Source organism: Candidatus Phyllobacterium onerii (assembly GCF_028331445.1).
Classification (GTDB): Bacteria; Pseudomonadota; Alphaproteobacteria; order Rhizobiales; family Rhizobiaceae; genus Phyllobacterium; species Phyllobacterium onerii.
Map to the genome: position 1 here is coordinate 1 of NZ_JAQMHX010000020.1, position 24,574 is coordinate 24,574.

The 24,574-nt window shown below is 55.2% G+C and carries 24 protein-coding genes and 5 pseudogenes; 16 read left to right on the top strand and 13 right to left on the bottom strand.

The genetic code is table 11. The features are described 5' to 3' along the window. Positions 1-104 precede the first annotated feature (104 nt). Entirely contained in the window at positions 105-473 is a 369-nt protein-coding gene (locus PHA01_RS29525; protein WP_417021043.1) for a con-10 family general stress protein, read from the bottom strand. 248 nt (positions 474-721) lie between these two features. Here PHA01_RS29525 and PHA01_RS26510 point away from each other — a divergent pair, with 248 nt between their 5' ends. The 3 genes from PHA01_RS26510 to PHA01_RS26515 all read left to right on the top strand — a co-directional run bounded on the left by PHA01_RS26510 (position 722) and on the right by PHA01_RS26515 (position 2,132). Next, entirely contained in the window at positions 722-1,036 is a 315-nt protein-coding gene (locus PHA01_RS26510) for a plasmid stabilization protein (protein ID WP_271899279.1), read from the top strand. Between the two features lie 565 nt (positions 1,037-1,601). Continuing rightward, a complete protein-coding gene (locus tag PHA01_RS29530) occupies positions 1,602-1,877 on the top strand; it encodes a DUF982 domain-containing protein (protein WP_417021044.1) in 276 nt (91 codons plus the stop codon). 21 nt (positions 1,878-1,898) lie between these two features. Further along, positions 1,899-2,132 (top strand): hypothetical protein, encoded by a 234-nt coding sequence (locus tag PHA01_RS26515; RefSeq protein ID WP_271899280.1) that lies wholly within the window; start codon positions 1,899-1,901, stop codon positions 2,130-2,132. A gap of 85 nt (positions 2,133-2,217) precedes the next feature. Here PHA01_RS26515 and PHA01_RS26520 read toward each other — a convergent pair. Next, positions 2,218-2,496: pseudogene (locus PHA01_RS26520) on the bottom strand (EamA family transporter); the annotation flags it as partial. 7 nt (positions 2,497-2,503) lie between these two features. On the opposite strand from PHA01_RS26520, the pseudogene PHA01_RS26525 reads away from it, so the two are divergent. Then, a pseudogene (locus PHA01_RS26525) lies at positions 2,504-2,664 on the top strand (LysR family transcriptional regulator); the annotation flags it as partial. A 20-nt stretch (positions 2,665-2,684) separates the two neighbouring features. Here PHA01_RS26525 and PHA01_RS26530 read toward each other — a convergent pair. Then, positions 2,685-3,884 (bottom strand): putative bifunctional diguanylate cyclase/phosphodiesterase, encoded by a 1,200-nt coding sequence (locus PHA01_RS26530; protein WP_271899282.1) that lies wholly within the window; start codon positions 3,882-3,884, stop codon positions 2,685-2,687. Positions 3,885-3,895: 11 nt separating this feature from the next. Further along, complete coding sequence (locus PHA01_RS26535; protein WP_271899283.1) at positions 3,896-4,531, bottom strand: GAF domain-containing protein; 636 nt, start codon at positions 4,529-4,531, stop codon at positions 3,896-3,898. Between the two features lie 1,029 nt (positions 4,532-5,560). On the opposite strand from PHA01_RS26535, the gene PHA01_RS26540 reads away from it, so the two are divergent. Further along, positions 5,561-6,583, top strand: coding sequence for an ABC transporter substrate-binding protein (locus tag PHA01_RS26540; RefSeq protein ID WP_271899284.1), 1,023 nt, complete (start codon positions 5,561-5,563; stop codon positions 6,581-6,583). Between the two features lie 102 nt (positions 6,584-6,685). After that, positions 6,686-8,008 (top strand): alpha/beta hydrolase family protein, encoded by a 1,323-nt coding sequence (locus PHA01_RS26545; RefSeq protein ID WP_271899285.1) that lies wholly within the window; start codon positions 6,686-6,688, stop codon positions 8,006-8,008. Between the two features lie 223 nt (positions 8,009-8,231). On the opposite strand, the gene PHA01_RS26550 is transcribed toward PHA01_RS26545, so the two are convergent. Next, on the bottom strand, positions 8,232-8,369 hold the full coding sequence (locus PHA01_RS26550) for a hypothetical protein (RefSeq protein WP_271899286.1): 138 nt from the start codon (positions 8,367-8,369) through the stop codon (positions 8,232-8,234). Positions 8,370-8,775: 406 nt separating this feature from the next. On the opposite strand from PHA01_RS26550, the gene PHA01_RS26555 reads away from it, so the two are divergent. Beyond that, complete coding sequence (locus tag PHA01_RS26555; RefSeq protein WP_271899330.1) at positions 8,776-10,014, top strand: adenylate/guanylate cyclase domain-containing protein; 1,239 nt, start codon at positions 8,776-8,778, stop codon at positions 10,012-10,014. Positions 10,015-10,417: 403 nt separating this feature from the next. Here PHA01_RS26555 and PHA01_RS26560 read toward each other — a convergent pair whose 3' ends face one another. Both PHA01_RS26560 and PHA01_RS26565 read right to left on the bottom strand, forming a co-directional pair. Beyond that, positions 10,418-11,671, bottom strand: a complete 1,254-nt coding sequence (locus PHA01_RS26560) for a GGDEF domain-containing protein (protein ID WP_417021047.1) — start codon at positions 11,669-11,671, stop codon at positions 10,418-10,420. A gap of 323 nt (positions 11,672-11,994) precedes the next feature. Next, positions 11,995-12,711 carry a DUF2270 domain-containing protein gene (locus tag PHA01_RS26565; RefSeq protein ID WP_271899288.1) on the bottom strand — a complete coding sequence of 239 codons (717 nt, stop codon included), beginning with the start codon at positions 12,709-12,711 and terminating at the stop codon, positions 11,995-11,997. Positions 12,712-13,108: 397 nt separating this feature from the next. Here PHA01_RS26565 and PHA01_RS26570 point away from each other — a divergent pair. Then, positions 13,109-13,679, top strand: a pseudogene (locus tag PHA01_RS26570) (SLC13 family permease); the annotation flags it as partial. Here PHA01_RS26570 and PHA01_RS26575 read toward each other — a convergent pair. Further along, positions 13,673-14,020, bottom strand: a pseudogene (locus PHA01_RS26575) (transporter substrate-binding domain-containing protein); the annotation flags it as partial. The pseudogenes PHA01_RS26570 and PHA01_RS26575 overlap by 7 nt on opposite strands. 187 nt (positions 14,021-14,207) lie before the next feature. Between PHA01_RS26575 and PHA01_RS26580 the strand changes: the two are divergent. Continuing rightward, positions 14,208-14,378 (top strand): hypothetical protein, encoded by a 171-nt coding sequence (locus PHA01_RS26580; RefSeq protein ID WP_271899289.1) that lies wholly within the window; start codon positions 14,208-14,210, stop codon positions 14,376-14,378. Between the two features lie 276 nt (positions 14,379-14,654). Here PHA01_RS26580 and PHA01_RS26585 read toward each other — a convergent pair whose 3' ends face one another. After that, positions 14,655-15,347 carry a GntR family transcriptional regulator gene (locus PHA01_RS26585; protein WP_224514446.1) on the bottom strand — a complete coding sequence of 231 codons (693 nt, stop codon included), beginning with the start codon at positions 15,345-15,347 and terminating at the stop codon, positions 14,655-14,657. A gap of 148 nt (positions 15,348-15,495) precedes the next feature. On the opposite strand from PHA01_RS26585, the gene PHA01_RS26590 reads away from it, so the two are divergent. The 5 genes from PHA01_RS26590 to PHA01_RS26610 all read left to right on the top strand — a co-directional run bounded on the left by PHA01_RS26590 (position 15,496) and on the right by PHA01_RS26610 (position 20,795). Next, the gene (locus PHA01_RS26590; RefSeq protein ID WP_224514445.1) at positions 15,496-16,497 is read left to right on the top strand and encodes an ABC transporter substrate-binding protein; all 1,002 of its coding nucleotides are present in this window, start codon (positions 15,496-15,498) and stop codon (positions 16,495-16,497) included. Between the two features lie 90 nt (positions 16,498-16,587). Continuing rightward, complete coding sequence (locus tag PHA01_RS26595; RefSeq protein ID WP_271899331.1) at positions 16,588-17,397, top strand: ABC transporter ATP-binding protein; 810 nt, start codon at positions 16,588-16,590, stop codon at positions 17,395-17,397. A 5-nt stretch (positions 17,398-17,402) separates the two neighbouring features. Continuing rightward, positions 17,403-18,272, top strand: a complete 870-nt coding sequence (locus tag PHA01_RS26600; protein ID WP_224514444.1) for an ABC transporter permease — start codon at positions 17,403-17,405, stop codon at positions 18,270-18,272. Between the two features lie 44 nt (positions 18,273-18,316). Continuing rightward, positions 18,317-20,053, top strand: a complete 1,737-nt coding sequence (gene araD / locus PHA01_RS26605; RefSeq protein ID WP_271899291.1) for an L-arabinonate dehydratase — start codon at positions 18,317-18,319, stop codon at positions 20,051-20,053. A gap of 16 nt (positions 20,054-20,069) precedes the next feature. After that, on the top strand, positions 20,070-20,795 hold the full coding sequence (locus PHA01_RS26610; RefSeq protein WP_271899292.1) for a ribonuclease activity regulator RraA: 726 nt from the start codon (positions 20,070-20,072) through the stop codon (positions 20,793-20,795). Positions 20,796-21,157: 362 nt separating this feature from the next. On the opposite strand, the gene PHA01_RS26615 is transcribed toward PHA01_RS26610, so the two are convergent. Continuing rightward, a complete protein-coding gene (locus PHA01_RS26615) occupies positions 21,158-21,319 on the bottom strand; it encodes a hypothetical protein (RefSeq protein ID WP_271899293.1) in 162 nt (53 codons plus the stop codon). A 236-nt stretch (positions 21,320-21,555) separates the two neighbouring features. Here PHA01_RS26615 and PHA01_RS26620 point away from each other — a divergent pair. Beyond that, positions 21,556-21,865 (top strand): annotated as a pseudogene (locus tag PHA01_RS26620) (thiamine pyrophosphate-binding protein); the annotation flags it as partial. Here the strand turns inward: PHA01_RS26620 and PHA01_RS26625 are convergent. After that, positions 21,841-22,035 carry a hypothetical protein gene (locus PHA01_RS26625; protein WP_417021051.1) on the bottom strand — a complete coding sequence of 65 codons (195 nt, stop codon included), beginning with the start codon at positions 22,033-22,035 and terminating at the stop codon, positions 21,841-21,843. The pseudogene PHA01_RS26620 and the gene PHA01_RS26625 sit on opposite strands and share 25 nt — an antisense overlap. Before the next feature lie 240 nt (positions 22,036-22,275). On the opposite strand from PHA01_RS26625, the gene PHA01_RS26630 reads away from it, so the two are divergent. Next, entirely contained in the window at positions 22,276-22,596 is a 321-nt protein-coding gene (locus PHA01_RS26630; RefSeq protein WP_271899294.1) for a hypothetical protein, read from the top strand. 295 nt (positions 22,597-22,891) lie between these two features. On the opposite strand, the gene rsgA is transcribed toward PHA01_RS26630, so the two are convergent. After that, entirely contained in the window at positions 22,892-23,914 is a 1,023-nt protein-coding gene (gene rsgA / locus PHA01_RS26635) for a ribosome small subunit-dependent GTPase A (protein WP_271899295.1), read from the bottom strand. A 251-nt stretch (positions 23,915-24,165) separates the two neighbouring features. Continuing rightward, a complete protein-coding gene (locus tag PHA01_RS26640; protein ID WP_271899296.1) occupies positions 24,166-24,504 on the bottom strand; it encodes a hypothetical protein in 339 nt (112 codons plus the stop codon). Between the last annotated feature and the right edge of the window lie 70 nt (positions 24,505-24,574).

The following is a 24,574-nucleotide window of genomic DNA, read 5'->3' on the forward strand; positions in this document are numbered from 1 at the left end:
ATGACAGCAACCCCACCGGCTCACCAAACCAACATTTTCTCTTGAGCCCACCCCTTCTACCTGGTGGGCGGCGGGGTGCCCCGGCCCGCCACCTATGCTTACCTTTAGCTTTGACCACCCTTTCGGCCCGCTTCACGCGCACGCTCCGGATCGTCTGCAAAATTTCCACCGCGTTGCTGGCGGCTTTCGTCGGTTTCCGCCGACTGCTGGCCGCCGCTGCGGTTTCCGCCGGAGTGCTGTCCGCCCTGACGGCCAGCTTCAGCCGCTCGATCGGGATCATTCTCGAAGCTGCCACCGGACTGCTGGCCACCGCTTCTGCCGGCCTCGGCTGCCCGCTGCGGATCGTTCTTGAAATTACCACCAGACTTCTGTCCGCCTTCACTGGCGATTTCCCGCTGTTTGTCATCATCCATCGATGCAAATCCGCGGTCTGAACCGCCACCCTGCTGTTCGCGATTGTTGTTGTTCGGCATAACTTTCCTCCATTGGTTTCAGGTTAACCCCGTTGCCCGCACAAACAGGTTTTTGCCGCAATGGTTCCCTGAATTTTTTGTAATTTTAAAACTGTGCGGTAGATGACAAAACAAGGCTCGTCGCGCTTAAGGTTTGAAAGTCGGACCGTGTCTACCTGCGGCTTGAACAGCGATAATGGCAACAATGACGGAACAAAAATAGCAAGCGCGCTTTCTCCAGGGATCCACCCCAAATGCAGGAGGCGACCATGCCAAGAGGCGACAAATCAAAATATACCGACAAGCAGGAGCGCAAAGCAGATCACATTGCCGAAGGCTATGAAAAACGCGGCGTCTCCGATTCAGAGGCGGAACGGCGCGCCTGGGCGACGGTCAACAAGGAGAGCGGAGGCGGCAACAAATCAGGTTCAGGACGCGGCAAGAAGGATACCCACGAGTCTTCGGAAAAAGGCGGTCGCAAGGGTGGTTCTGCTGCATCCCGCCGATCTGCGGCTCAACGATCGGCTTCGGCAAAAAAAGCCGCAGCGACCCGCAAGCGGAACGCAGAACACGCTGGACACTAGCGTGCCAACTTTGGGTGCTTAGCAAGCGCAATCTATCGGCCTGTCACGCCGGCACTTTAACCGTCCGAAGGACTTGTGCTCGAATGTTGATTCTTCCGCAAGTGCGAGCCCTATTAAATCAACTCGATGCGTACCATTCCTGACCACCGACCTGCCGTCATGCAGATGGGCGTTGAGACGGGAAAGCAAAATGAAATCAAAGGACGCTGTAACAACGACGACGGTAGCCGCGAGAGCTTGCCAATCATATGCGTTGAGGCGAGCATGAATTTACAGCTCCCAAGGGTGAGGAAACGTGTCGACGTGAGCAACGCAGTCAATCATGCATAACTTCACTTGATGCTTCTGGATTGCGCTGCAACACAAAGCGCGCCCTGAAGCGTAACCCAGTTTTCTAAATTTACCGAGCTGAGATTGTCGCGAACTATGATTAGGTCATATCCGGCACGGTTCTCCTCTCGGAGCTGCAATACTCGAAAGTCCGTCAGTCATGGATTTTGTTTGGCAACCGATCCATTATTTGAGCGTTATTGGAACCACACCGTATTCTACCGCGTTTCCAACCATGCGCGAATTGCCATTTCAACACGTGACAGTCCTAAAACAACCTGGCGGAACGGTGGAGCACATATCATCCGTCAACGCTGCGGCAGATTTCCTGTTATCGAATTGGCCGGACGACAAAGGCAAAAAATATAGAGCTGCTCGACAAACGTGTCTCGACGCACTCAATGGAACCGGCACCGCAAGACACGCTCGATCCACCTTCGTTGCGGCCTTGAAGGAAGCCGATATTTTTGTCAGCGAACGAACGCCATCCGCAAGGCACCCCGGCAATTAGGATTAGAGGTGGGGTTAAACGATGACAGAACTAAGGGACATCGACAACCTTGCTACACCCCCTGAAGTTGGCGACTGGGTATTGATTGAACGAGACGGCGAAAAATTTATCGCTAGTGGACCAGTAAATGGAACCCGCAAGGCTTCATTTTTCAAACCAACTCCCTTCGATACGCTTGATCAGGCAGTTACAGCGTCACTTGTTTGGGCCGAACAGAATGAGGTTCCATTTGTTTACATCAGAGCTGCCCAATAAAATCTTCGTTATGGCAGTTGGGGGAGTCGGCATCACGCCTTTTGTTCTACGCACATGTTTGTTGGCCTCCGAAGTCTGCCAACGCCTAGCCGCGCGATGTCATCCACACACCAACCAGCGTCACCGCCAGCCCCGCGAACATCGCGGCTGTCAAAGGTTCTGAAAACAGCAACCATGCCCACAGCATCGTTATAGGTGGACTGAGGTAGATCGCCGCGCTGACCTTGGCCATGGGGTAAAGCCGCAGACTGGTGTAGTAGACGGCGTAGGCGAGGAACCTTGCGATCAGAACCAGCCAGATCATCCCGACCGCGAAATCACGGGTCATCGGTGACGCAAGGCTACCCTGCGTCAACGCGCATAGGCTTTAACGTGGCGAATTCGATGCGGCAATGGTCCAGGTCTTCAGCCACGAGGTACGCCCCCGCCGACATTGTTTTATACCGGGAAGACCTTCACTGGGTGAAGCATCCAGATTTTGCTACTCCCGCAGGACGGCCTGATTCCGTTTCTGTCGTTCGACGATGCCTGCCGCATTGTACAATTTCTGCGCTAAAGCCAGAATGGGTAGCTGCCGGATCGCGTATGCGCTCTAAGATGCTGCTCCAGCAAGAGTTCCCGGATGTCTGTCGCCGAGACCGGTTTGCCGAAAAGATATCCCTGGCCAAACTGGCAACCGAGCTCGCTCAGCTGCCGCTCCTGGTCAATAGTTTCGATACCCTCTGCAATCACACGCATGTTCAACCGGTTAGCCATGTCGATGATAGCTGCGACAATGACTGAACTTGCTTTTCCATTGGTCAAAGCCTCCACGAAGGACCGATCGATTTTTATAATATCGACCGGAAAGCTTATCAGATGAGTAAGGGAAGCGTACCCCGTGCCGAAATCGTCAAGTGCAACAAGCAGTCCTTTATCGCGGAGCCGCTTTACCGCTTTTGCCACGAACTGGTCGCTGCCGCCCATGAATACAGACTCGCTAACCTCCAGTACAATGTGCTTGAGCGGGACATTTTGCTTCGCAAAGCATGCCTCGATCTTCGCCTGGAGATTTCCGTATTGAAAGTCCCCGGTCGTCACATTAATGCCAACGTACTCCACCGGTATTCCAAGGTCCAACCATTCGCGAATATCAGATGCAACTTGGTGCAACATTCTCTCAGTAACACGCGAGGCTATCTTGGTATCGGAGAACGCCGCAGCAAAATCGCCCGCAGGGGACACGGCGCCTTGTGGATCAGTCATGCGTACCAAAGCTTCCAGGCCCACAATTTCTGATGACGCCAGCTGCGCAATTGGTTGGTAATATGCCGTTATGCGGCCCTCGACCAACGCAGCGTCGACATTGCGGATGGCACGGATACGGTCGACAATCGACGTGCGAAGCTCGGGACGAAATTGAACGTAGCCTCCCCTATTTGTCTCCTTGGCATGGTAAAGCGCAAAATCCGCATTCTGCCGCAACGTATTTGCTTCAACGCCATCGGCTCCGAACAGGGCGCCGCCGAGCGTGACGCTGGGAAAAAGTGTGTCCAATCCAACAGTTACGGAACCGCTGGTTCTGTGGAGAACGTCTTGAGCGGCGGCAGTCAGATCGTCTGCAGTTGTGACACCATCAATGATTACTGCAAATTCGTCCCCGCCCAGCCGGAATGCTGTCTCCCTCGGTCGGCCCTCGCCAATCATGTTAGCCACACTTCGGATCAGGAAGTCTCCGACCAGGTGTCCCATGGTATCATTGACAGATTTCAAGTGATCGATATCTACCAGTAGAAGCCCGAAATCGGATCCGTCATGAATCGCGCGCAGAGCATTTCATCAAAGCGGGTTCGATTGGACAGCCCGGTCAGCGCGTCAAAGTATGCGAGCTTATAGTCGCGCGCCTGCACCTCTTCATGCTCAATGGCAATTGCGCACAGATGAACACAGGTCTGAACGATTCGCCTCTCCAGTTCATCAGGAGTCCGGACTGTTTTGTAATAGAAAGCAAATGTACCCACCACGCGTCCATCGCGCGACTTTATAGGAGTGGACCAGCAGGCTCGAAGCCCCAGTGGCAGGGCCAGAGCCTTGAAATTAGCCCAGAGCGGGTCGGATTTTATATCTGAAACGATCACGGCTTCGCCCAGGTAGGCTGCCGTTCCGCACGACCCGACTGCGGGGCCGGCTTCGATCCCGTCGAGCGCCTCAGAGTAGGCGTCAGGCAGGCTTGGCCCGGCCAGCGGGTGAAGCTTTTGGTCCGGGTCTACTGTGAGCACTGAACATACGATGGTTGGAACCAGATTCTCGATCCTACGACACAGCAAATCGGCGATGTCGCGCAATGGATCACCCGAGGTCACAGCTTCGAGAATTTCATTCTGAATATGGAGCAGGAGATCACTGACGCCAGGCTTCATACAGATTTTCCACATTAAAGGGATTTTCGCACCGGTCATGCAATACTACGTCTTATCCGTAAAGATAACATGAGCAGACGGTTGTTGTTCACTTAACTTCAGTCGCCCATCAAGTGTGGTTTGCAATGGAGAAGCGCACGCGGACAAGAACCGTTCCAAAGGCATTGTCACCCATTAGCGTTAAATGGGCATGTATCCAGTGACCACTCGTGATCTGTCACGTTCAAGCATGGGGAATTTACTCAGTACCTGACGTCCCGATCAGCCACGGATTCCGCAACGCTCATGGTTCGATCGCAACAATAGCCGGCATCTGCGTGCGGAGCGGCTCCCGTGTTCGGGTGCTACTTTGACGACGGGACGTATCGAATTCGTCGAAATCACCAGGTGCCAGTTTCGTCCTCAAGAAGGTTCCCCAGTTCGACCGTTTGTCAGCCCGAAGCCACGGAAGTCGAGATCAGGCCGTTCGGCTGCGGCCTTCGGGTTTCCTCGTGGATCCGCATGGACTTCGTTCGATCCAGCGCCTTCACCTCGAAACTGTCGTCCTCTGGCCGCGGCGCCTTCTATTTCCTCGTATCGGCGGTATGGCTAAGCGCCAGCCACATGCGGCGGAAGATTGCCTGACTTGGCGAGAGGACGCGTTCTCCAGTTTGCTCACTCGATGAATTCACGGGGATAATATGCCCGACGTCCTTCTGGTCCGAGGCTGCCATTCAGAAAAGCCGCGTACCTTGAAAGTTCTCACGCGGCACGCCGGCCACTCCAGTCAGACGGTAAACCATCAAATCGCCAAATAACGCAATAGTGCGTGTCACCGCGTGTTGACAGACGTCCAAGACGAAAATACGTTTCTAGATGCGGACCAAGGTTCCATATAGAAGAACAAATGAGGGCGTTGGAACGGAGCGATGGAAGAGGAGTGTGACAGTCCCGTGTGGTTCTTGCTGCGTGACGCAAGACGAGAAATTGCGATCGGCTCATCACCAGCGTCATTCGCGTCAACCGGCAATGAAATGATAAGGAGGTCTCATGACAGCGGTTTTGCGTTTCCTTCTGATCCTGGTCGCAACGGCATCGGCCGTCGTTGCGTCCCGGGCAGAAGACCTCACAAGGATTGATGTTGCGCTTGGCGATGTCTCTTTGAACAAAGTCGCATTCCTTGTCGCTGCTGACAACGGAATCTACGCCAAATATGATCTGACTATCCATCAGTTCATCACCAAAAATGCCGCCTCTCGCATCAGCCGCAGCGGCATCAATGTGCCTCAGAGTTTCATCGGCACGGATGAAGAGGACGCGCGTGCGCCAATCTCGATTGGCGGCGGCAGTCCGCTGATAGTTTCCATGACCACGGACGCCCGTTCGACCGACAGGATTATCATCGCCACCACTGACAGCACGGCGCGTTTCCATATCATCGCGTCAAAGGCGTTGACCTCGGTTGATGATCTGAAGGGCAAGCGGCTCGGCTATTCGAGTTACGGTTCGGTCAGTCATCTGATGGCCCTGGCATTCTTGCGGCAAAAAGGCTGGAGCGCAGATGACGACATCTCGCTGATGGGTGAGGGCATGGCCTATGCGGCTCTCAAGGAGGGCAAGGTTGACGCGTTTATCGGTAGCGAGATCTACTATACGATGGCCGACAAAAACGGTGCCAGGGATCTCGTCAATCTGACCGATTATAATATCCCGCTGGCCGGTTCCGGGATCAATGTCGAGCGTAAGTGGCTGGCCGCCAATCGTGACAGCGTAATGCGCTTCGTCAAGGCGACGGTCGAAGCCTACGCGCTGATGAAGTCGGATGAGAACGTCGTCCGGGCGGCGCTGGCGAAATGGTACGGCATTCACGATACCAAGCAGCAGGACGACATGTATGCGCAGGTCGTCGCCTCACCGGAAAAGCCCTATCCAGCGGTTGACGGCATCAAGCTCGTGAAGAGCCTCTTCAACCACCGCGAATTGCGGCGCTACGAGGCTGAGCATTTCTACGATGCCAGCTTCGTTACCGAGTTGGACAAGAGCGGCTTTATCGACGCGCTTTACAACAAGTGACGTCGGCGGTCTCGACGTCATCAACGCTTGGTTTGCTGGAATCCCAATTGCCCAGAACTGAACGATGGGAGTTGGTGTTAGGCGATTTTTTGGAGGAGACACATGCTTTTCATCAATAGAATGCTGAAGTTCGCCCTGGTGCTTGCCGCTGGCTTGACCGCTTGTAGCCTTGCCGATGCACAAAGCCATCCGGAATATATCCAGTTTTCCCCGACCGCCACAAAGGGGGCGCTCTACAAGCCGGACTCCGGCAAGACGTCGCCAGTAGCATTCCTTGCCATCCACCGTACATCAAATTTCATGAGCATAATCGCAACCAAGGAACTTTCGCAGCGCGGTTTCATGGTGCTTGGCATGAACCCTCGCTCGGACAACAACGAGGCTGCCGTCAATTTCGAGGAAATCGCCCTTGATATCAGGCAGGGCGTGGCGTTTTTGAAACAGCAGCCGGGGATCAAGGCCGTGATTCTGATCGGCCACTCGGGGGGCGGTCCTAGCACGACCTACTATCAGGCCGTGGCAGAAAAAGGACCATCCTACTGCAATGGACCGGACAAGCTCTCCAAATGCAGCAATGACGATGTCGCCGCTCTGCCGAAGGCCGATGGCATGGTGCTTCTCGATGCGCATCCCGGCAACACCATAAATACCCTGCGTAGCCTCAATCCGGCCGTGACCAACGAAGGCAAACCTGACGATCTTGATCCCACCCTCGATCCCTTTAGTCCGCAGAATGGCTTCAACGCGAAAGGTGATTCACACTATTCGGCAGAATTCATCGATCGCTACTCCAAGGCGCAGTCGGCGCGTATGAACCGGCTGATCGACAAGGCCCAGCAAATGCAAGCCGATCTCAAATCCGGAAAGGATCAGCGCGGCGACGATGCACCTTTCATCGCCTTCCGCGACAGGGCAAGACTTTCTGATATTTCCACGGATGTCTGGTGCTGCACGGAGCGACCGGAGAAATTGTTGAAGAACGACGGCTCCATATCGACGGAAATGGTGCATTCTGTACGGGTTTCGACCCCGAAAAACGCCAGGGTAGATACGAGCCTGAACGGCGGCGCATTGTTCCTGACGGTGAAATCGTTCCTCAGTGCCAATGCCATCCGGTCGAAGGACGCGCTAAACGACATCGATATCTGCTCCAGCAACAATTCAACACTGTGCGCCGTCCAGTCGATCAGCGTGCCGATGCTGGTTATGGCGATGGGCGGGCATTACTTCATCAAGGACGGCGAGACGATCTTCGCTCTGTCGGCCAGCAAAGACAAGGATTTCGTCGTCGTCGAAGGCGCGGTTCACGGGATGACGCCGTGCAAACCTTGCTCGGAGCAAACCGGTGTGTCCTACGATAATGCAACGCGCAATCTTTACGATTACGTTGCCAACTGGGCGAACAAGCGGTTTCCAGCATTGTAGTGGTCCAACGGTTTCGTACCGAAGCCGACTTGCTCGCGCGCTGAGCATGACATGATCGCTGCTCTGCCTGCATCAACCTTGGAGAGCGGTGACGGTCACCAAGGTCGGCAGTCCGGCAGCAACTGGCCTTGGTCAGGTCTGAGAGAATGAAATGGCCCATGAACGGAGACGCAAACGTCACGCACTTGGCGGGTGTTGTTCAAGCCTACCGTAATCCGCGATGCTACGCCCGAGATGATCGCTGCGTCTTGCCGACGAGATCATCGTCAATAACCTCAAAACCGATGTCTTCAAACGGGCGGTAGTGGCCCTCGTAATCCGGCTTCCATCCTTCGCCGTAAGCCGCCGTGGGAACGATCATGAGTTTCGTGCCCGTAAATCTGTCGCAAGGATTGCGCGGATTTTTGGAAAACCTGTGATGAGCTCGGACGCGAGCAATAGTTCCTGCGATTTCATAGACCTTTGACGAATCGCCGGGCCGAAGATGTCAACATCGGCACTATTGCCGTGGGCGCATCGGTGGTTGCCTTGTAATGGCAATCGGACCGTCGCCTTCCTGTTCGCATGTGCGAAACAGCGCTTCTTTCCAAGTAAAAAAGTATCAGACCAACTCCAGCGACGCGATCACAGGCTTTGGCATTTTCTGCGCATTGTCACTGTCAGCATCTTATAATCTAATCTTGGAGGAGCCACATGTGTTTCGAACTTTTGATGTGATTAAACACACAAGTTTTTCCTTTCAGACTCAGATCAATGGAGCGTGTGTCATGCAGCCTTTAGTAAATTTGGCATCGCCGGATGATAGCGGCGCCTGGCCGGCGAAAAGGAGAAAAGTTCTCGACTGGCTGATGATGGATACCCAGAACGAACGTTTCATTGACAACATCTTTGTAGAGATGTGCGAGAGGCTACTCGATTCAGGCGTCCCCCTTGGCCGGGCAACGCTCCACTTTGCTATCCAGCATCCCCAATGGTTCGGTGCCCGAATCCTATGGCATAGGGGGATCACGGAGGCGAAAATCGATACATTTGAACACGGTGTTGAAGAGACTGCAGAATATCTTGAAAGTCCGGTATATGAGATCAGAATGGGGGCAAGCGAGTTGCGGCAACGTATCGATGACGGTACCCAGGCCGCATCGCGGTATCCACTCTGGCGGCAGCTAAGTAACGAAGGCCTTACGGATTATGTTGCGTGGCCGCTGATCCACACTCAGGACAAGCGGCACGTAGTCAGCTTCGTCAGCGACAAGCCGCAAGGATTCAGCCAGGATCACTTGGTCTTGTTTGCTGACGTTCTGCCTGCGCTGGCTCTCGTCAGTGAGATCAGACTCAAGAACCGTTTGGCGCGCACGTTGTTAGAAACCTATGTTGGACCACACGCGAGCGAACAGATACTCGCCGGCGCTACCAGCCGTGGCAGCGGATCGACCGTGGGAGCAGCGATTTTGATCTGCGATCTACGCAATTTCACTGCCATATCGGACGCCTGGCCACGCGACGACGTGATCGAGCTTCTAAATGGCTATTTTGACGCGATGTCCGCGCCTATTGAGAAGCATGGCGGGGAAATTCTCAAATTCATGGGCGACGGACTTCTGGCGATTTTCCCACTTAGCAAGTCCACAGCATGCGCCGATCTTCTCCAGGCGATCAGAGAAGCGCAGACAGCGGTCACCGCATTGAATAAAGAGCATTCTGCAGCGGGGCGCGAACCGCTGGCATACGGCATCGGTGTCCACGCAGGCGATGTCATGTACGGCAATATCGGCTCGCGATCACGGCTTGACTTCACTGTCATTGGGCCAGCTGTTAACATTGCGTCACGCCTGGAGAGTCTTACCAAGCAGATAGGATATTCCGTTCTGCTCTCGGAGGCTTTCGTGAAGTTGGCCGGGGTTAAAAACCAAGTGAAGAGCTTGGGGTCCTATACGCTTAAAGGCCTTGAAAGACCAATCGGTGTATTTGGAATTCCCGCTGACCAAACAGAAAATATTGAAGCTTAGGAGGCGACGAAGTCGTATCGACAGCCGCTTGCCATTGTGGCGCGGCTTTCCATGTCGATAGGCGCCCGAGCCGCTTCAGCAAGCGCATAGACGCAACCGATCTTCAACGTCAGCGAACCGTTGCTGACCCAGGCGAAAAGCTGTTGCGTATGAGCGCGGAACAGCTCCGGGTGGATGCGGTCGAAAAAAGGTCGCTTAGCCGATCTTGCTACTTTTAGGCAGGCTCATGATGTTCAGTAGACCGGGCCCACCGAGCACCGCCTGTATCAGCAGAACGTACCGGAGCGACGCAGCGAATCGAATGAGGAGCCTGAACGGCAGACAACACCAACGCCTTCACCTCCGCTGGGGCTCAAGACGGTGAATGATTTTCATGGGCTCGGCACAGGCGTTTGTACGAAAGTCAGTCACCCGGTCTGTGGAGTTCCACTCGGTTGCGACCGGTCTGTTTGGCACGATAAAGCGCCATATCTGCCCGGCGCTGAAGCTGTTCCGGCGAAATGCTGTCGCCAAGTGCCTGAACTGCAACGCCGATGCTGAGCGTGACGCAATTGGAGATGCTGCTTGAAGGATTTGAAAGGGCGGCAGCCTCGATGCTCTCTCGAATACGTTCAGCCAGCGCGGAGGCTTCTCGCTCCTCCATCTCCGGAAGAACGACAAGAAATTCCTCACCCCCGTAGCGAGCGACATGATCCCTCTCTCTTCGCATGTGGCTTTGGATAATACCGGCCACCTTGATAAGACATCGATCGCCCTCGGCATGACCGAGCCGATCATTAAGGTTCTTGAAGTCATCGATGTCGCACATCAGCATTGCGACCTGCCCACTGTATTTCCTGCTACGGCTCCAGAGCTGGTCAAGCGTTTCCATCATCCAGCGCCGGTTGGCAATTCCGGTTAAGGGATCAGTCCTTGCAAGATGCTCAAGTCGGGCATTGGCGTCTGCGAGTTGGTTGACTCGCCGCTTGTCTCTAAGCTCTAGAAGAAAAGTCTTCTGGGCGAGGATGGTCATCGTCCGTCGTGCGACAATCGTCGCGATGATACCGATTGCAAAAAACAACGTGGCATCCAGACTGCTCGCAATTTCGAGGTTTGGATTCTGCAGCTGAAAAGCAAGATAAAGGCCAAGCGCAAAACCCGCGATCGCTATCGTAGAAGAAAGCGGAATTGCGAAGATGATGATCGCTGTGATCGCCACGAACAGCATAATATTCAGATGCCGTTCGTGGAATTCTCCTCCCGCGCTCCTGCCCACCAATGCAATGGATAGGAGGATAAGAAATATGCCCACTATCAAAACGGCCGCCTGCAGCCAGTGCGCGCGAGGTTTGCGCCAGACAAAGGCGACGCCCAGTGCGACTGGCGGGAGAAATGAGCCAGGCAAGAGCATGGACAGCGCCACGTCTCGTGGAAGCATGAGCAGGTTGAGCGCCAGCGTCAACACGTCCAGCAGGGCCACCCATATCATCCAGGCGCGGATAATTTTGGCAGTTTGTGACCAGATGCGGTCCCGAAACACGCGGCTGATTTTGCCCTTTAGACGGATGTCGCGGGTACGGCCGCCCAAAAGCCGCTCGACTTCAGCCATAATCAAAGGATCATTTTGTATGTCGACCCGAGTAAGGGCAGCCGAATCTGGTTTCTCCTGGATATCCATGCGAGACATTTATAGGAAATTTTGTTGATGGCAAAGATGATGAAAAACGCCGAAGATGGGACTGGCGTATTTGAGCTTTATCTCAAAGCGGTTGTGCGCGTATGGCGTGGCGAACTAAGTGGATAAGGCCAACAAGGAAAGTAATGCGCCAATTTAGCTTCTCTGAAAGTCGTCTCGTGTCAGCGCACCTTGTTCCCCGTCGGAAGACGCGTCTGCCATGAGTAGTTAACACCCTTCGCGATGTTCCAGATGAGTTCCGGTTTCATTTTGTCTGGATGAGGCCTCAATCTTTGCACCATCAAGTGCGCTCCGCTTTTCCTCCATCAGACATGTACCTCGCCGTGCTCCTTCTTGTCAGAGTCGACAGCGAGCAGGGCGGCGTAGGCGAGCCAGCAGTAGAAGGCAGTTACCCCGAGCAATATGGCCCAGCCCGGTATTGGTCCGAATGCTGCGTTTGCGACGATCTCATGGAGTGATCGCGCAACATCCAGCGCCACCCCGTCATCCTGCAATTTAGGCGTCGAGATTTTCAATATCCAAGCCAGAAGCAGGACAAGGAACATCCATAAATAATTACGGCGCAGCCGCCGCGACATCGCCGCTCGGATGGAGATCAGGAATTGCGGCTTGCGCAAATCTTGACCAAGCAGGCGCGCCCAGTCGCTATCCAACTCCGGCAGGGGTGCAAAGACCTGCGCAAAATAGTGTTTCTCCAATCGGCGTACTCGTCCGCGATAGACGTCGAAAAACCGATAGCGTCGCGCCTCGATGATCAGCAGAAGTTGCACCAGCACCATGGCGAACAGAAGGACGCCATGATGAGACGTCGGCGATGACAACGACAGTGACAGCATGGCCGCAACGCCGGTAATGGCCCAGTTGGTTGTCCGGTCGATCCGGTCGCGCCACCCCGCCATGCGGCCCATCTCGGCGCGGTGATAATGCGCCAACACCGTGATGTACTCGGCTGATGTGGCCGGGAACGGCGGGATTGACCACCCAGCCGCAGTGACCGGCAGTTGTTCTGGAGCTTCGTTCATATCCACCTCCCAGCAAGATCCTCCCCCGTATTTAATCAACTGAATTCGCCAATATTGGCTTCGCGTTCTAGTTTCGTTCCGGAGATTGAAGAGAGTCAAGAGAACTTAGAGAGGTTGAAGAGAGTCAAGAGAACTTAGAGTGGAAAAATGCTCGTTCGATTTTGGAGGCGTCATTGTTGAAGCCGATATCTTGGCAACCACCGCGTTATCAAGTCGTCCTGAGGTAGATGCATACCAACCAAGGCTGCCCGCACATTGATATGGTGCAAATCGACAGTCTCCTAAAACGTCTTCCCGATCTCATTGCTGCCGCTTAGACATTTATGTAGGCCATGGAAACTTATTGAGGAGGGAACGATCCTGCTTTATCGGGATTGCGTGAAAAACGGGAGGCTTCATGACAACGCAACAATTCCTGACCTTCACGGTAATTGGCTTGATGATGGCCGCATTCGTTTGGGGCCGGGTCCGCTATGATATAGTGGCGATGTGTTCCCCCCTCGTGGCGGTCGCGGTTGGAGTCGTCTCCCGTTAAGGTGGCGTTTAGCGGCTTCAGCGACGAAATTGTCATCATCGTCGGCAGTGCACTCGTTGTCAGCGCCGGAGTGGCGCGTTCCGGGCTGATGGACGCGGCGGTGCAACGTTTCGTGCCACAGGTGTCGTCCGTCAGGGCGCAGCTCGCCATACTGGTGATCATTGTCACCGTGTTGTCGGCGTTTGTGAAAAATATCGGTGCGCTGGCAATCATGATCCCTATTGCCTATCAGTTCGCGCGACGATCGAACGTGTCGGCTTCGGTGTTCCTAATGCCCATGGCATTTGGCGCCCTTATTGGCGGCCTGATGACGCAGATCGGTACCTCGCCGAACATCGTGGTCTCGCGCGTGCGCGCAGACATGGTTGGTCAGAGCTTCTCCATGTTCGATTTTACCCCTGTCGGCGCAACACTTGCCGCCACCGGCATCATCTTGGCGCGTTCTTCGGTGTATTGCATGTTGGCGATCAGGATATCGACCTTGCCCTGCTGCAGGAACTGAACGCGGTTCGGCGGCGTCACCGTGACGGTCTCGAGCTTCACGCCGAGATCGTCGGCAAGGCCCTTGGCGATGTCGAGATTGAAGCCTTTCTGCTCCTGTGTTTTCGGGTCGATGAAACCGAACGGCGCGCCGGACAGGATGACGCCGACCGTCAGCGTTCCCCGGGCCTTGATCCGGTCCAGCGTCGCATCGGCCGAAGCGGTCGTGGCGCTCAGCGCACAAATCGACAGAGCAAGCCCGACAAGGGCTCTCAGGGGGCCCTTAGACAGCATATAACATCTCCATTTATAGACAAAGACTACGCAACCGCAGCAGGGCGTGCGACATTCTATAGGCTGGGCCAAAACCGGCAGATATTTGCAAAGGACAATCGCGGCGGGAATGAATGTTCTGCAGATGCCTTTGCGAAGATGCTCGATTTCCGCAAGGTAGGGCGTATCAGACCATGCGAAAAGCATAATGCCGGCTTCCCTTGCTTGCGTAAAAGCGGTCGACATCCTCGGCAGGGCAGGCACCGCGCGCTTGGGCCTTGCGTATCAGGGGGTTATCATGTCGAGAGCCTCGGCTACGCCGCGGTCGATCTCGGTACGCTCGAAGACGGACGGCACCAGCCGTTCGGTGGATGGCTGACGATGAAGGATCGGGCACTTCGCGGCTGATGCGATCAACGCTTGAGTGCGACACGTCATGCCCGCAGACAGCAACCGGTCGTCCAGCGACCAAACCTGGGAGTGTAGCCCGAGCCGCGGGCCCGATGGCTTGAGACCTGAGCCGCAGCCTCAGAACGTCATCGATATTTAACAGACGCTTCAGGTTTGAGAAAATTTGGCCCCGACGACGAGGTCAAACGATTCGATCCCGTTCGTTTCGAACAAGGTCGCAACCCGGAATCAAAATTGACGTTACTCACTTGCGAACATAATTCGGAAATTGTTCGCTGATGAGATCAATGATTGAAAGCGTTCCAGACAGATGTTTGCGCAACGCAATTGCCGCGGCTTCCGCGTGTCCGGATTTTATCGCATCGATAATATCTTGGTGATCATTGAGGACATTTTGCATCTTGCCCGGCATAGGCAAATTAAGTCGCCGCAGCCGGTCAAGATGGACGCTCTGCCGGCGCACCGTCGACCAGAGGTTGAGAATGTTCGCATATTCGTAAATTTTGCGGTGAAAGTCTTTGTCGAGCCTGTCGAACGAATCGTAGGTTTGAGGCGAGGCCACATGACGTTGTCGCGCCAGAATTTCTTCAAGTTCGTTGGCCAGTTGTTGCGGAGCCTCTTGGGTCAGACGCCGTACGGCCTCGAGTTCAATTGACAGTCGCAAGAACTGGGCTTGTCTTGCATGGCCAATATCGATCTTTGCAACGACCGTTGCATATTGAGGAAAGACTTCGACGATTCCCTCTTCCTCAAGGCGCATGAGGGCATCGCGGACAGGGGTTTGGCTGACGCCAAACTCCAACTGCAGCGATGCGCGCGAGAGTATCGTGCCTGGAACAAGATCGACTGAAAGAATTCTGTCTCGCAGTATTTCATGGATCTGGTGCGCCACCTGCCGTGTTCGATCCAGAACACTCCCATTCACTCTTCCGCTCATATTAGGTTCTTTCGCTCATGTATTGACGACCGATAGCACAAAATTTTGGTTGATGCACTGATGTATTAGTGCTTTAAAGGCATGGCGAAGTCGGAGGACCTTCGCCGGATGTGCCGGCGGGCGCAGTTGAATCAAATGGGAGGAAAACATGCGATTGCTTACAAATGGTATTGCCGCCTTGGGCATGATCCTGAGTCTGGGCACGGTGAGCCAGGCTCAGGAAAAGACTGACATTTCCATTACACGCCAGCCAGGCATTCTGTATCTGGCGAGCCATGTCATGGAAACGCAAAAGCTCATTGAGAAGCACGCGGCGGAAGATGGCCTCAAAGATATTACCGTCAATTGGCGCACCTTCAGCGGCGGCGGCGCACAAACCGATGCGCTTCTTTCCGGGAATGTCGACATCGTCAACACCGGAACGGGCAACCTGCTTCTGCTGTGGGACAGAACACGTGGCAAGGTGAAAGGGATCATCACCAGTTCGGCGCAACCGGTCATCATGGTGTCGCGTGACCCCAAGATCAAATCATTGAAGGACATCGGTCCGGGCGACAAGATCGCGGTCCCCACTGTCGGCGTTTCGACGCAGGCGATCCTGTTGCAAATGGCGGCAGGTCAGATGTACGGAGACGGCGACCTCAAGCATTTCGATGTCAATACGGTGCAGCTCGGACATCCCGATGCGATGGCGGCGCTGGCGAACAAGAGCCACGAGGTGGCCAGTCATTTCTCCGCACCGCCGTTCCAATATCTGGAGATCGATGCCGGCAACCATGTCGTGGCCAATTCCAAGGACATCATTGGCGGTCCTTTAACGCAAGCGACGTTCTTCACGACAACGGCTTTTGCCGATGCAAATCCTGTCATCATCAAGGCCGTGCGCGAAGCCACAGTCGAGGCAATCGACATGATCAAGAACAACCCGAAAGACGCCTTGAGCGCCTACAAGCAGGTTTCCGGTGACAAAACCGATCTTGATACCTTGGTCAAGATCCTCGGACAGCCGGACATGATGGAGTTTCGCACCGATCCTCAGGGAACGATGAAGTTTGCCACGCATCTGCACAAGATCGGAACGCTCAAGACGATGCCTGCGGCATGGACAGACTATTATCTGCCAGAATCCGCCGATCTAAAAGGCAACTAACTGTCGGCAACGAGCCAACGACCTGGCAGAGACGCCGGGTCTTCCGACTATCCTATGGAGGCCCATATGTTACAGGCCATACAGCAAAAAATGGATCCAACGGCAGGTCTGCCCGATGTCAAAGCGGCAAGTGAGGCCAAGTCGCTTCTCACCGTGGACAAGGTGACGCTTCGCTACAAGACCCCGAATCTGCTGATAACCGCGACGGAAGACGTCAGTTTTTCTGTCGAACGATCCGACCGATTTGTTCTTCTCGGACCCTCCGGTTGCGGCAAGTCCACGCTGTTGAAGGCCGTCGGCGGATACATGGCCCCGGTGAGTGGATCAATCCATATCAACGGGCGTCCGGTCAAAAAGCCTGGCGCCGATCGTATGATGGTATTTCAGGAGTTCGACCAGCTTTTGCCTTGGAAGACTGTACTGGAAAACGTCATGTTTCCGCTCGTCGTTGCGCGCAAACTACCGCGCAGGGAGGCCGAGGCAAGGGCAAAGGAATATATCGATAAGGTGAAGCTGACACGCGCCACCGACAGTTATCCGCACACGCTTTCGGGTGGCATGAAGCAACGCGTGGCCATCGCCCGCGGCATGGCCATGCAGCCCGACATTTTGCTGATGGATGAGCCGTTTGCGGCGCTCGACGCTTTGACCCGGCGTCAGATGCAGGACGAACTGCTGCAGCTTTGGGAAGACACCAGGTTTACGGTCATTTTCGTCACACATTCGATTGCCGAAGCCATCAAGATCTCCAACCGCATTCTGCTGTTGTCGCCTCATCCGGGGCGCGTGAAGGCTGAAGTCATCGACGTTGATCGCCCCTGTCAGGACGATGGCAGCGCGGTCGCGCTCGAACGCGATATCCACAATCTGCTCTTTTCCGAGTCCGGCCACAGGGAGTGACGACAATGCCTGGTCCGCAAATCATTCTTGCAGCCGATGTTACGACAAACAGGCAGCATGCCAATGTAGCCGAGGTCGAACAGAGGCTCGGTTCCCTCGAACTGATCTTGGGTATCAGCGCCGTGCGTAAGACGGTTCTGATTATTGTCCTCGCCATCATCTGGCAGGTCTATGCAAGCTATCTCGACAATCCCCTGCTTTTCCCCACACTCAGCGACACGCTGACCACCCTTTACGATCGTTTTGTCGACGGCACATTGCCGTCGCGCATCTGGACGACGCTTCAGGTGCTCATCACGGGATATGTGGCAGGAACTTTGCTAGCGGCCATTTTGACAATCCTTGCCATTAACACGCGCATCGGCACCGATTTTTTGGAAACAATGACGGCGATGTTCAATCCGCTACCCGCCATCTCATTGCTGCCACTTGCTTTGATCTGGTTTGGGCTCGGCGCTTCCAGCCTTGTCTTCGTGCTGATCCATTCCGTGCTTTGGGCGGTGGCGCTCAACACCCATGCGGGCTTTCTTGGCGTGTCGCGAACGCTGCGCATGGTCGGAGGCAATTATGGATTGACGGGTTTATCCTATGTGACGCGGATTCTCGTTCCCGCTGCGTTCCCGTCGATCTTGACCGGCCTGAAAATCGGCTGGGCGTTCGCCTGGCGTACGCTGATTGCCGCCGAACTCGTCTTCGGTGTTTCTTCGGGGCAGGGCGGGCTCGGCTGGTTCATCTTTGAGAACCGCAATCTTCTGGACATTCCTGCCGTCTTTGCCGGGCTGCTCACCGTGATCATCATAGGTCTCATCGTCGAGAACCTGGTCTTTCAGACCATTGAGCGCCACACGATACAAAAATGGGGCATGAAGGAATGAGCAGTTTTGAGGCTTCCTTCTCCGTCGCATTTTCCAATTGAGCAATGGCTATGAAAAAAAACCCTGACACATTAAGAAGCGCCCGGTGGTTCGCTCCCGACGACCTGCGCAGCTCCGGCCATCGATCAAGAACAATGCAAATGGGTTATGCGCCGGAAGAATGGAGCGGAAAGCCGGTCATTGCTATCCTCAATACCTGGTCGGACGCCAACCCTTGCCATGCACACTTTAAACACCGCGTCGAGGACGTGAAGCGCGGTGTGTTTCAAGCCGGCGGATTTCCACTCGAATTGCCGGCGCTTTCATTGTCGGAAAGCTACGTCAAGCCAACGACGATGCTCTATCGCAATATGCTGGCGATGGAAGTCGAGGAGCTGCTGCGCTCCCACCCGGTCGATGGCGCTGTGTTGATGGGTGGCTGCGACAAGACCACGCCGGGTTTGGTGATGGGCGCTGTGAGCGCCGGCCTGCCGATGATCTATCTGCCGGCGGGCCCCATGCTGCGCGGCAACTACCGAGGCAAAGCTCTGGGTTCCGGTTCAGATGCCTGGAAATTCTGGGATGAACGGCGCGCGGGCAATCTGTCGAGGGATGAATGGGTCGAGGTGGAAGCCGGAATCGCCCGCTCCTACGGCCATTGCATGACCATGGGCACGGCAAGCACCATGACGGCGATCGCGGAAGCCCTCGGCTTGACGTTGCCGGGCGCAAGTTCGATTCCCGCTGCCGACTCCACTCATATCCGGATGTCATCTGCCGTGGGGCGTCGCATCATCGACATGGTCTGGGAAGACCTCGTTCCGAGCAAGATCTTGACCGATGCATCCATAGGCAATGCCGTGGCCGTGGCCATGGCGACCGGATGCTCGACCAATGCCATCGTCCACCTCGTCGCCATGGCACGCCGGGCTGGTGTCGACCTGACAATGGACGATCTGGATCGTGCAGGCCGCACGACCCCGGTTCTCGCGAACATCCGGCCAACTGGCGATACCTATCTGATGGAAGATTTCTACTACGCCGGAGGCCTGCGCGCGCTTATGGCCAAACTTTCATCAAAGCTCGATCTTTCGGTGCTCACGGTCTCCGGCCATACGCTCGGAGAGACGCTGGAGGGGGCCAAATGTTTCAATGACGACGTTATCCGCTCCCTCGACAATCCTGTCTTTCAGGAAGGCTCGCTTGCTGTCGTTAAAGGCAACCTTGCGCCAACAGGCGCGGTTATGAAACCAGCCGCCTGTGATCCGAGGCTGCATCAACACCAAGGTCCGGCATTGGTCTTCGACAGCTACCCGGAGATGAAAGCGGCGATCGACGACGAAAATCTTGACGTCACGCCCGATCATGTCCTGGTGCTGCGCGGGGCCGGGCCGCAGGGCGGCCCGGGCATGCCCGAATGGGGCATGTTGCCGATGCCCAAGGTCCTGCTCAAGAGGGGATATCGCGACATGCTGCGTCTGTCCGATGCTCGCATGAGCGGCACCAGCTATGGAGCCTGCGTTCTGCACGTCTCGCCGGAATCGCATGTCGGCGGCCCGCTGGCTCTTCTGAAAACGGGCGACATCGTGCGGCTCGACCTGAAGGCACGCAGGATTGACATGCTGGTAGACGATGGTGAAATCGAACGCCGTCGCTCTGAATGGAGGAAACCGGCAGACAAGGCTGGTCGAGGCTACGGTTGGATGTTCGCCAGACACGTGAGCCAAGCCGACACGGGCGCGGATTTTGACTTTCTCGAAACACGCTTCGGACCATCCGCTCCTGAACCAGATATCTACTGATAGCCGAGGACAACGAATGACAAACTATGATCTAAGTGAAGAAGCGCGCAAAAAGCTGATGGGCGTGGCCACGCCAACGATTGCGACGGCGCTGTTCAAGCGTGGGCTGCGCAACCAGTGCATCCAAGATGTGCGACCGCTGTCGGCGAAGCAGACCAATATGGTCGGGCAAGCCTTTACACTGCGCTACATACCGGCCCGCGAAGACCTTAACACGATCGAGGTCTTCAAGGATCCGGGTCATCCGCAGCGCGCCGCGGTGGAACAATGTCCGGAGGGAGCCGTCCTGGTGATGGATAGCCGCAAGGATGCCCGGGCAGCTTCGGCCGGCTCCATATTGATATCAAGGCTGCAAGTGAGGGGTGCGGCGGGTGTGGTTACTGACGGAGGCTTCCGCGACAGTCCTGAGATTGCCAATTTAAGCATTCACGCCTACCACAATCGTCCTTCGGCTCCAACCAACCTTACCCACCACCAAGCCTACGATATCAACGTCCCAATCGGCTGTGGCGATGTCGCGGTTTTTCCGGGCGATGTGCTTGTCGGGGACAATGAAGGCGTCATCGTTATTCCGCGGCATTTGGCGGACGAGATCGCCGACGAGACGCTGGAAATGACCGCTTATGAGGATTTTGTCACAGAGCAAGTCATGAACGGTGCGTCGATCATCGGCCTCTATCCGGCCACAAGTGACAAGCCAAAGGCTGATTTCGCCGTGTGGCGGGAGAAGAACGGAAGATAAGCATGGAGGAAGCCAAGGTGGGGACTGGCGTTGTCCTGCCCGATTTTCGGTACGTCCTGACTAACCATCAGCGCGCGTTAGTGTCGGGGAACGCAAGGCGTCGCATACGGCTGCTCGGCGAGCGGCCCATGCCCGATCTCGGCTGGTTCGAAGGAGGCGATCGGGTCTCTGCGGCGGGAGCTCGGTTTCGGAAAGGATCCCGCTAATACGCAATCCAAGGCGCTGCTCGGTTAGCTGGGTGGGAGAAACATCGTCAGGGTAAGGCCATTCGCACAACCGAGCGCGCCTGTTGGGCCTGACGCAAGAGGCTCTTCGACAATTCGATGATAAGCCCGACCTGTTCGGCAAGTGCGATAAACACGTCAGGCGCGGTGCGTGCCTCGAACCCTCACAAGCTTGCCGTCGCCTATAGTCACCAAAGGTTGGAAAAACGGAACGGTCTCGTGGTTCCTGACGCCGATACGCACAGCCTGTTCCAGCTGGGCGCGGCCGGTGACATATTCCAGCATGGCAGCGTCGAACATTCTCGTGGAATTGCGTCGCGAAATAGGAGGCGGACCGGGCTTGCTCGAAGCCTCCGTAGGCGCGTCAGCGACGTAGGCCTGTTAAGGTGTCGATTGGCAGTTGCCTACAGCAAGAAACGGCTCGCGGACGCCGGCGAAGAAATTGATGTGTTTAAGAAAACTGGCTGAACAGCCACAGCCGAAGGAGCCTGCGCCGGCGTCGCGCATGACGAATGAGACCCGGCAAAGGTGACCGCGTCGTCGGAGCCATCCGTAATTCTTCAATCCAGCTCATCTTGACCCGACACGAACAAGCGGCCGCTTTCATGGCCGCAACCTATGGACGGTTGACTGGCAAACCCGTGTCTGCCTTACGACGCTCCGGCCCGGCGCTTTGAATTTTTCTACTGGAGCAGCGTATGCTCTTCTCGGCGCGATGCCGAGGATCATGATCACGGGCCAACAAGGCATCCTCTCGTCTCGCCAAGCCCGCTTCCAGGATCGTCGACGTCGTTGCGCCCAGGAAACCGCTGACCAAGCTCTCAAGGCAGATCGTTTCGCTCATGATCCCACCATCGTTCGCTCGCAGCGCGGATGGCGTTGGGGGACAAGGCATAGCCACTCTTGTCCTTGCCGAAATAGATGCTGCCGTGGCCGGCTCCGAAGATCACCGTACAGGGCTCACGGCCGTCGGCGAGGTGATCGGGGAAGCCGAGAAAGGGAGGCGAGACGGTCATTTTTCATGATGTGATCCGCCGTTTTTTTGCCAATATATGTCCTCTTGAGCCGATACGCTATTGATCATATCGATGGATCTTGCTTCCATCGCTGTACTCGACACAAGAGACCACCGCTGTTCCATGAGTCATCCTGATCGTTAGTGGATAGAGTTTTGGTATGGAGTCAGACCCTTATCGTTGCTACCCGAAGTATGGTCCACCAAAGATTCAAAGGGGGCGTCCCAAGATGGAGTAAACATGGCAGCGAAAATGGGAATCCTTTCTGCGCTGATCAAACAAGCAAACGGCGCGACGGATCTCACCCGTGAGGAAAAACAAGTCCTGCTCCGAAATGCCGCTGAGTTGATCAGAATATACAGAGAGCTAGTTGCGTTTTCAGGGTCCCCGGAGCAGGACACCGGGTCCGATATCGCCTGTGAACTCGAGCAGTTTGCTGAGCATATCGATTTCAAGTACGTCGACGAAACAAGCGAAATCATGCTTGAAGCGGCTGACAAAATCCGGATTCTTCGTCTCATGCTCGGCATCAAACAAGAGATTATCGATGGAACCTCTTAATGGAACCGCAAAGCGCCGACATCGATGAACCGGTGTGGAGGTGTGCCATAAGCAGGGGTGTATTCGGTTTCAGTTTAGCACCCACTCCTTCATAATTTCTGCATGGGTAGTGAGGATATCATTGAAACGGGAAGGATATTAAGAAGCGAATTTGAGATTGCCGCCAGTTTTACATGGGCTTGCCAATGGTTGCGTTATTCAGCGGCTACCATCGGATATCTTGGCCGCACGAAGTTCGGCACTCGATCCGTGCCAGCGTCGGCTGAATCTTGGAAGATGGGTTGCCTAATTCCATTTATCCCCTGTTTTTGCGCCGAGGCATGGAACTTGTGCCACGCGGTCTGACTTGATTGACGCTGTTATCGTCGGTTTCGTTCTGCAGCTTTCGCCAGCGGGTCAAACGCTCGGGATCAATCTTGCCTGCAGCCATTGCTGCTTGCACCGCGCAGCCGGGTTCATGAACGTGACTACAGTCACGAAACCGGCAATGCGGGGCAAGTTCTGTGATTTCCGCGAACACGGTGTCAATGCCATTACCCACGTGGCTGACATCCAGCGTTCGTATTCCCGGCGTATCGATCACCCAACCGCCGGCGGCAATCGCGTGCAGAGACCGGGATGTGGTGGTGTGACGACCCTTGGCATCATGCTCGCGGATACCGCCCGTCTGCTGGGGCAGTTCTAGGACCGGGCCCGCCAGCGTGTTCACCAGAGTCGATTTGCCTACACCGGAGGACCCTACCAAGGTCACTGTCTGCCCGACTCCGCACCAGGCAAAGAGCGCAGTCTTGGCGTCAGGAGAGCGCGCATTCAGGGTCACGACAGTCAAACCGCGTTGCAGTGCAGCCGCCTGCTGTTCGAATTCCCAAGCGTTTGACACCGTATCAGCCTTGGTCAAGACGATGACAGGATTTGTTCCGGCTTGGTTGGCCAATGCAAGGTAACGTTCCAGCCGGGCGGCATTGAAATCGGAATTGCACGAGGTAACGATGAACAGTGTATCGATGTTCGCAGCAACCAGTTGTGGGGGTCGATTACCCGTTTTGCGACGTTCCAGCAGGGTTTTTCGCTTCAAAAGGCGTTGCACCAGGTGCGTGCTCGGATCAACGAGAATCCAGTCACCTACGGCAAAATCTGCGGTCGTCACTTCGGCGGGATGGGTTAGTTTGACTGTTCCTGATTGAAAAATCGCTGTGAGACGCGCGCGGTGAACCGTATCAATGCGCATCGGGAGGAGGTTTGTCTCGTTTGACACAAGCTGATCGCTAAAAAATTCCGACCATCCCAAACTCGAGAGCGAAGCGCAAGAATCAGTCATGGTTTGGTTTCGGTCATCGTAGGGTCATCGCAACATAGGCCTTTTTGCACCTCGGAACTAAAAATATAAACAAGGTATGGCGCCGATTCTGTCGTCGTTGAATCAGCGCCAGACCTCTACTGGCACCGGGCAAGGCCAGCAAAACTTTAATACGCGTGAGCTCGCTCAATCATTGTTTCGCCATCTCGTCCAACGCGGGCTCCTCAATCGGATCGATTCTTATATCTGCTTCATGGCGAAGTCGTGGACTTTTACGCGCAATGAATGGCTGCGACGCAGAGAACGAGAATGTGTTGGACCAACTCAGTTTGTACCGATGTTACACGAGAGTCCGGTTCTAATTTCTCTTCTGCATTGGCAGCCTTGGCAGCTATCAAATCGAAATCGCGCAAACCACGGTCAAAGAAGGTCATTGCGCCGGGCCAGTCGGTCCGGGTGTAGATCTCCCTTGAGAGATTGGCCGAGGTGAAGGGATGCCCGGTCGCGCACCATTTTTGGCCGATGTCATGGCAGCAACTCGGGCGCAAATCAACCTCGACCGGATCACATAAACTTTTGACAAATTGATTTGCGATGCTGCGATTGGACAAAACGTGCGTTCTTTTCACGATCGACGCCAGCTTGTGCTCCGGCAAACGCTTGGCTACGCTGAAACAGCAA